7 protein-coding genes are annotated in these 7,971 nt (G+C 35.7%); all 7 read right to left on the reverse strand.

Annotation, left to right across the window (positions count from 1 at the left end):
- Positions 1-58: 58 nt before the first annotated feature.
- The 7 genes from BUA73_RS11270 to BUA73_RS11300 all read right to left on the reverse strand — a co-directional run bounded on the left by BUA73_RS11270 (position 59) and on the right by BUA73_RS11300 (position 7,766).
- Positions 59-544: an NUDIX hydrolase gene (locus BUA73_RS11270; protein WP_072904225.1), complete on the reverse strand. Its 486-nt coding sequence runs from the start codon at positions 542-544 to the stop codon at positions 59-61.
- A gap of 183 nt (positions 545-727) precedes the next feature.
- Positions 728-3,397 (reverse strand): heavy metal translocating P-type ATPase, encoded by a 2,670-nt coding sequence (locus BUA73_RS11275; protein ID WP_072904226.1) that lies wholly within the window; start codon positions 3,395-3,397, stop codon positions 728-730.
- Positions 3,398-3,448: 51 nt separating this feature from the next.
- Complete coding sequence (locus BUA73_RS11280; RefSeq protein ID WP_072904227.1) at positions 3,449-3,772, reverse strand: metal-sensing transcriptional repressor; 324 nt, start codon at positions 3,770-3,772, stop codon at positions 3,449-3,451.
- A gap of 155 nt (positions 3,773-3,927) precedes the next feature.
- Positions 3,928-4,797 (reverse strand): putative ABC transporter permease, encoded by an 870-nt coding sequence (locus tag BUA73_RS11285; RefSeq protein ID WP_072904228.1) that lies wholly within the window; start codon positions 4,795-4,797, stop codon positions 3,928-3,930.
- Between the two features lie 185 nt (positions 4,798-4,982).
- Positions 4,983-6,236: a coproporphyrinogen-III oxidase family protein gene (locus tag BUA73_RS11290; protein ID WP_072904229.1), complete on the reverse strand. Its 1,254-nt coding sequence runs from the start codon at positions 6,234-6,236 to the stop codon at positions 4,983-4,985.
- A 20-nt stretch (positions 6,237-6,256) separates the two neighbouring features.
- Positions 6,257-7,159, reverse strand: a complete 903-nt coding sequence (locus BUA73_RS11295) for a radical SAM protein (RefSeq protein ID WP_072904230.1) — start codon at positions 7,157-7,159, stop codon at positions 6,257-6,259.
- A 115-nt stretch (positions 7,160-7,274) separates the two neighbouring features.
- Positions 7,275-7,766: a P-loop NTPase family protein gene (locus tag BUA73_RS11300; RefSeq protein ID WP_072904231.1), complete on the reverse strand. Its 492-nt coding sequence runs from the start codon at positions 7,764-7,766 to the stop codon at positions 7,275-7,277.
- Positions 7,767-7,971 lie beyond the last annotated feature (205 nt).

Genomic DNA, 7,971 nt, shown 5'->3' on the forward strand with positions numbered 1-7,971 from the left:
TCATTGTTGTTTCTACTTATTAATGTTTTAAAACTGCTTTTTGTTACAGAAGAAGAAATTATTTTTTATTAATTATTTCGTCTGAAATTATGTGTTGTATATTCTCTGGTATATTAAATAGTTTATTTCTAAAAAACTCAGGAAAAGCTTTATATTCCGAAAGTTTTTCTATAGGCAACCAATGCATATTTTCCTTAACGCCTTGAGAATAACTATCACTGTGAAGTTCCTGTGTTCCTCTTGGTTTCATTAAATAATAAAATTCCAAAGCATGACATAGAGTGCCCTGATCCTCAAAAAAAGCTTCATTGATAAAAGCTAGTCTATCAACTTCATAATTAATGCCCGTCTCTTCAAAGACTTCTCGCTTCACAGCCTCTTCGGAGCTTTCACCTATATGCACTCCTCCGCCTACAGTATAATAATAGTCATTCATATCATTCTTCGCAAATAAAACGCAGCCATTTTCTATAATAATAGCTGCTGCCCTATACCTAAACCAATGATTTTCCCTTGTAAAACCACAATCATATTCTTGTTCCATAATATTATTCCCCCACATTAGTTATTTATTAATAATGTATCATTTTTGAAAGTTGCTGACAAGCATATGAGACTTTGCATTATAGCAACTGATGGTTGCAACTATGATAACTTTCACAAAAAAGATGCTTAGGAAAACGCCCCAAGCATCTTTTTTATCTTAGTTCTATTTCAATATTAATTTCTATACTTCTTCACAGCTCAACACAGTATATCCTGCTTCTGTTACTGCATTTTTAAGATCATTGCCTGACACGTCCCTTGTAAGCTGAACAATAGCTTCCTTGCTTTCAAGGTTTACCACAACCTCACTTACTCCATCTACAGCACTTAATGCTTTCTCAACGTGACTTTGGCAATGCGCACACATCATTCCATCAACTACAAGTACTTTTTTCATCACAACATCCTCACTTTCATTTAATTCAGATATACTTTCGGCATCATAAATTACCATGTTATCTTTGTCTTCCTTATTGTCTTTTAACTCTTTATTTTCATTATTGCTTTCCCTTTTATCACTTGCATTCTCTTTTTCCAATTGTAAGGTATCTACCTTACTCTCAGCCTTAAAGAATCTCAATCTTAAGGCATTTGTAACTACACATATGGAACTAAGGCTCATGGCAGCCGATCCAATCATAGGACTAAGTAAAAGTCCAAAGGCCGGATACAAAATACCTGCTGCCACTGGAATGCCCAGAATATTGTAGAAGAAAGCCCAGAAAAGATTCATTCTTATGTTCTTTACCACAGACTTGCTAAGCTTCACCGCTGTTGCTACATCCATAAGGGAGTCCTTCATCAATACCACATCCGCCGAATCTATGGCAACATCTGTGCCTGCACCTATGGCTATACCTATATCTGCTCTCATAAGGGCTGGAGCATCATTTATACCATCGCCTACCATGGCTACTTTATAACCTTTTTCTTGGAGAGAACGTATGCAAGCTTCTTTATCAGCTGGAAGCACATCAGAAATGGCCTCTTCTATATCCAGCTCTTTTCTTATGGCTTCCGCAGTTAAATGATTGTCTCCAGTTAACATAATTATGTGCATACCCATAGCCTTCAATACAGAGAGAGCCTCTCTACTAGTTTCACGAATAGTATCAGCCACTGCGATTATTCCTGTAACTGCACCATGACTAGCAAAAATCAATGGTGTTTTTCCCTGAGCAGATAGTTTTTCTACCTCGCCTGCAACAGAGCTTTCTTTGTCCATAATCCCTTCATCATACATAAGTTTTGCGTTACCGGCAAAGCATTTTTCACCATTAACTTCAGCTTTTACACCTCTTCCATCAATAATTTGGAATTTCTCTACAGCTTCTATAATAATATTTTCAGCCTTGGCTTTTTCTATGACAGCCTCTGCCAGTGGATGAGCACTTCCAGCCTCTAAGCTAGCGGCCTGTGAAAGGAATTCCTCCTGAGACATGCCTTCTTTTACTACTATAATATCCGTAACAGATGGATGACCTGAAGTAATGGTACCTGTCTTATCTAGTACAACGGTGTCTATGGATTGAAGCTTTTCAAGGCTTTCTGCTGATTTTACAAGGATTCCATATTCAGCGGCTTTCCCTGTACCAACCATGATAGCCACAGGGGTTGCCAGACCCAATGCACATGGACAAGAAATCACAAGAACGGATACAGCACAATTCAGTGCAAACTCAAAACCATATCCCGCCACAACCCATCCAATGCCTGTAATTAATGCGATAATAAGAACTACAGGTACAAAAATGCCACTGACCTTATCGGCAAGTCTTGCAATAGGAGCCTTTGAGTTTCCTGCTTCGTCCACGAGACGTATAATTTGCGCTAGTGTGGTGTCATCTCCCACCTTTGAAGCTTTAAAACGAAAAGAACCATTTTTATTTATAGTGGCGGAGATGATTTCATCTCCCACATTTTTCTCTATAGGTATACTCTCACCTGTAATTGCAGACTGATCTACGTATCCCATACCTTCAATAACTATACCATCTACGGGTATACTTTCACCCGGTTTTATGATGACAATATCACCTGCCACAACTTGCTCAGAAGGAATAATTTCTTCCTGCCCATCCCTTACAACCGTAGTAGTTTTAGGTGCCAGATCCATAAGCTTTCCCAGTGCATCTGAGGTCTTTGACTTCGAACGAGCCTCCAAGTATTTTCCCAGTGTTACCAGAGTTAAAATCATAGCACTAGATTCAAAATAAAGGATGTGCGAATAATGATGGACTAAAGCTATATCTCCAGTATTTACACCGTAAAACATACGTCCCACTGCAAAAACACCATATAACATAGATGCGCCTGAACCTATGGCAACTAATGTATCCATATTGGGTACACCTTTTGTAATAGCCTTAAATCCAGAGGAATAAAAATGCCAATTTATAATCAAAACCGCTGCTGATATGAACATCTGAACTACAGCATAAAACAGATCATTTTCCACACCAGAGAGGATTTTAGGTACTGACAAGGAAACCATGTGTCCCATAGCAATATACATAAGGGGAATAAGCAATACTACAGAATACAACAAACGTTTCTTCATATAACTTTGTTCCTCTTCAGCTTGTATCTTTCTCTTGTTCCACTCACCTCGGAACCCATGTTCTTCTGAAGTGTTGTTTTCCATAGAGCACGCCCCATACCCTATATTAGTAACAGCTTTTTCAATATCTTCACTTTCAATCAAATCCTCATCATATTCTACACTCATTTGATTTGCTAAAAGATTTACGCTGACCTTTTCTACCCCCCTCAGTTTTTCAATATTTCGTGTAATGTTGGCTTGGCAAGACGCGCAAGTCATACCGCTAATACTAAATTTCTCAATTTTCATCCTTTTCTTCTCCCCATACTTTTTTTTTAAATTTTTATTGGTTTTAACTTTCTACTTTAACTTCTTCATTAATCCTATTGCTTCGTCCAAAATCTGTGTGTTTCCTTTTTGTATTTCTTCCACAACACAAGTTTCCATATGCTCCTGCAAAACTATATACCCAAGGCTCTGCAGTGCACTTTCCACCGCTGCGATTTGTGTTAAAATATCACCACAATAACGATTTTCATCAAGCATCTTTTTTATACCGTTCATCTGACCAATCATCCTGTTTAATCTAGTCTGTAGTTGTTTCTGTGTCTTTTCACTTCTAGGAATCGCTTTATGCCTCACACAACAACACTTTTCATCTTTTACTTCGTTCTTATTTTTCATTTACTTTCCTCCACGCGTCACAATACCCCCATAGGGTATTATCTTAATTAGATAATATACCTTATGGGGGTATTTGTCAAGAAATTATTTACTTAAAATATTCTTTTGCTTCTTCCACCTCTGGACACTTTTCATATATTTAATTCCTGGAACCGCTAAATATCATCTTTCCTATATATAAAGCGTCTCCTTATTTTCTCAAGTTTCAACTTTGCTTCCTTTTGTCTTAGCTTTGCTGCAGCCACACGTTTTTCTCTATCTTTATCATTAGATTTAAGTGCTTTCTTAATTTCCTCTTCTGTGGCCTTCTTTATTCGCCTAAACTCAGCTTGACTTTTCTTTAGCTGGTTTGTAAGCCATAATGGTCTCGCTTGTAAATTAGGATAAGCCTCATGTATACGGCGAGTTAACTTAGTTCTTTGCTTAAGCAAATCATGTATTTTTTTACTAATTTCTTCTGTGTTGTCTTCGTCACTCTTGTCTATCTCCATTTTCACCATGTTCATTAAAACATGGGAAGCCACATAATCCAGTATAAAAATAACTATAATTACCATAGTCATAATTTTAATGAATACCGTTGGCCAACCACTTACAATTTCCATCATTATGGGGTCAACCCACTTAACAATTATCACGGAGGCTAGTCCAAACAACACAAGATTGCCAATCCATATTCGACCATTTAAATTCATTGGTTTTCCGCTGTAATCCCACCATCTCGCATGGAAGGCTTTCTCCATGTACCAGCTAACAAAGTACTCTAGCGCGCCACAAATTACAACTCCAGCTAAAAAAATATCGCCATAAGTCCCATGTTTTCCAAAAATACCTCCAACAACCACGGATATAACTACAACTCCACAGCCATATATAGGGCAGTATGGTCCAATGAAGAAGCCTCTATTAATGAATCTGTGGAATTGAATATACTTCAACATTACTTCCATAAGCCATCCAAGGACGGAAAATACAAAAAATGTAATAACAAGTATGCATATATTAACAAAATTAAAATCCACCATGGTGACCTCCTATATTTAGTCATTAGTTTACTCAGTAGTTTATTACAATATACTATACCATTTAACATAGTCAATGCCAACAAGCTACTTATATAAACTATTTATTTCCTATGTCCATGCATATTCCACTTTCCATTTGCATTTAAATCATACACACTACAGTAATCAAGCTCCACATTTTTAAATTAAAATTCAATTTTCTCTGGGAAAGCTTCTTTTCGCAGGATCCCCCACATCTTATCAATATATGAAAGAGTATAGTAATTCTCATAATAATGATAATAAAATGCACCTTTAAGTGTCATATAAAATGTACCATCTTCTTCTGTGAAAAATCCTAAAGTTTTTGCCAGCCAAAATTCAAAACCATACATCTTCTTTAATGGTACACCAAAGAATGTTTGAAAATCCTTAGAATCTACTTTAGTGCTATATGCCGTCCAAAATAGATAGTATATCATTCTTTGTCTTTTCGTAAATCGTATTGTAAGAGAAGTTGGAAGCTCATCTCCATCTATTCTTTTTTCATATTCTTCTATAGAAAAAGTATTAACTTTAAACTGATCATTTAAAAGCGTAGTGGCAGAACAGCCAAAGCCTAAAAAGTTATCCCGAGTCATAGAAGAGTATTTTGCATTTTTATCCTTTGAAAAAGTCCAAATGGAATCTCTAATATAACCTTTGGACTCACAATATATTGTTATATCATCAAGCAATTTTCTTTTTTCCTTTTTCCCCATGGGTTTAAAAGTACTTTTATTAAATGTAAAATCAATGAAAGGATAAATGGCAATGTGATTGGCACCACTTAAAAAGGCAGTATCAATGTCATCTTTCAAGTCATCTATATTTTGCTTTGGAAGGGCAAATATAAAATCCATGGAAACCGTATCAAATTCCACCTTTTTTAACGTCTCTGATATTTTATTAATATCAAAATTATTTCTACCTAAAACACATAGAAATTTAGAACTAAAAGATTGTATTCCTATACTAATCTTAGTAACCCCAGCATTTTTCAAATACACTAAAGTTTCCTCATCTACATTTTGTGGATGCAATTCTACACCTATGCCTTCATTTATTACAAAATGATCCTCAATAGCTTCAATAATTTCACACATTCTATGGGAGACAAGTGCTGGAGTACCACCACCAAAATAAAGGCTTGTCACCTGCTTTTTCTCCATGTTTTGAGAACCAACTTTATGTATCTCTCTTATAAGATAGTCCACGTATTTATCACACTTCTCTTTTGAATAAAGCTCTTTGCAGTACGGACAAAACTGGCATATTTGTTTGCAGAATGGAATATGAACATAAAGCCCAAGCTTTTCACAGTCCTTAAAAGGCAGTTGATTATCGTATTCATCCTTAAATTGAAAAGGTTTAAATGACCTAGTAAGCCACATTCTTGTAAGAGTAGTTATACACCCCATATGATCCCCCCTATATATGTTTAAATATATTTTAGATATGTTTTAAGCATTTCCCCTACTATTTTTACATTGCCAGCAAACAAAAGAGTGTATTCCGCCACAAAAAAATATCCACATTGTTCACAAAGTCCTGGTATATCTATACAACGTCCACAAGTGCTAATTTTTCCATTCTCTATGACAACACATTGATGACAAGGTGTAGGAAATTTATTATCTATGAGATATGGAAAAGCACTTTTCAAATTAAACACAGGGACACCATTGTCCATCATTTCAGAAATAACATTACAGCACTGTTGTTTTTCCTCCCTTGACAATGCAAGACTCTTGGTATTAGGGTATGGCGTATGAAAGTTAAAAGACACTGCACGTACATTCTTCGTCTTCTTTGCCACTTCACACACATCTTCAATAGTATCCTTATTTATTTGATTAATAGCCATATAAAAACAGATGTTATTGCTTGTGGCATTTTCTATGTTTTCCATAATTTTATCGTAGGTATCCCCTCGAATTTCGTTATGCTTTTCTCTATTCCCGTCAAGGCTTAGAAGAATCAAATCAGCTTCTGGTAAATCCAGCGGAAATGTACCATTAGTAACAGTATTCACAATGAAAAATCCCATTTTTTTAGCTTCTATCACTAGATCCCTTAAGGTCTTTCCACCATACTGCCACATAAATGTTTCTCCACCACAGAAGAACAAAATTCTCACACCCATATTGTAAAGTTGCTTCATTTCAGATTTAATTTGCTCATAGGGATGAATTACGGCAGTTATATTATTCACTGAACAGTGCTTACAGCTCAAGTTGCATTTATCCGTCAAAATCACTGTGCCTAGAATAGGATCTTTCTTCTTAAATAAAAACGTCTTTATGCCAAACCTGGCAAAGTATAAAAAAGATGATAATTTCAATTTTCAACCCCCCAATTTCACTATAATGTGTTTGTTTTTTCTAAAGTAGCATGTCCCCTCTATTGATTTACATTATAACATTTATACGCATGGTAATCTATTTATTTACTAATTATTAAAAATACTCACTTAAAAGTCTTTCCTCTTCTTCACGAGATGAAAAACGAATTATCTCCTTATCCTTATACTGCTCTAGAAGATTAGTAATCTGTGGTCCAATTTTTTCTCTAAATCCAGTAACAAAATCAAGAAACTCTTCATCAACCTCCTCTTCAATCCATGGCATATCGTCGCGTTTTATGCGTATTCTGCTCTTTATTCCTTCAACGCACTGTTCTGTATCAAAATCCAAATAGACAATAGTTTCAGCGCCCTTAAGGCGTTGCTCCATAGTGGAAAAATAATTTCCATCGATAATCCACTGTTCTTTATTCATAATATCATCAATAGAATGTACCAATTCCTCTCTGGAAATATGGGTCTTGTCCTCCCTCCAATAGATATTGTCCATATGATATACTGGAATGTTTAGTAGCTTAGCTAATTTTTTTGAAAAATAGCTTTTTCCACTACCCGGTGAACCTATGACAATGATTTTTTTATTCATGAGCAATCTCCTTAAATATTAATAGTGAACTTACCCCATCCACAAGGGGATGGGGCTTCCTGCTTCTTCGACCTCGCAATCTACTATCTCCACAGGCTTGATTCCGATAGTTCCTACCGTATTTATTACAGGATTACGCCACCTCTATTTTTAGTTCTTTTAATCCTTGCTTTAGAATATTCTTACTTGCATTAGCATCTCTATC

The organism is Hathewaya proteolytica DSM 3090, from assembly GCF_900142225.1.
GTDB classification, from domain to species: Bacteria; Bacillota; Clostridia; order Clostridiales; family Clostridiaceae; genus Hathewaya; species Hathewaya proteolytica.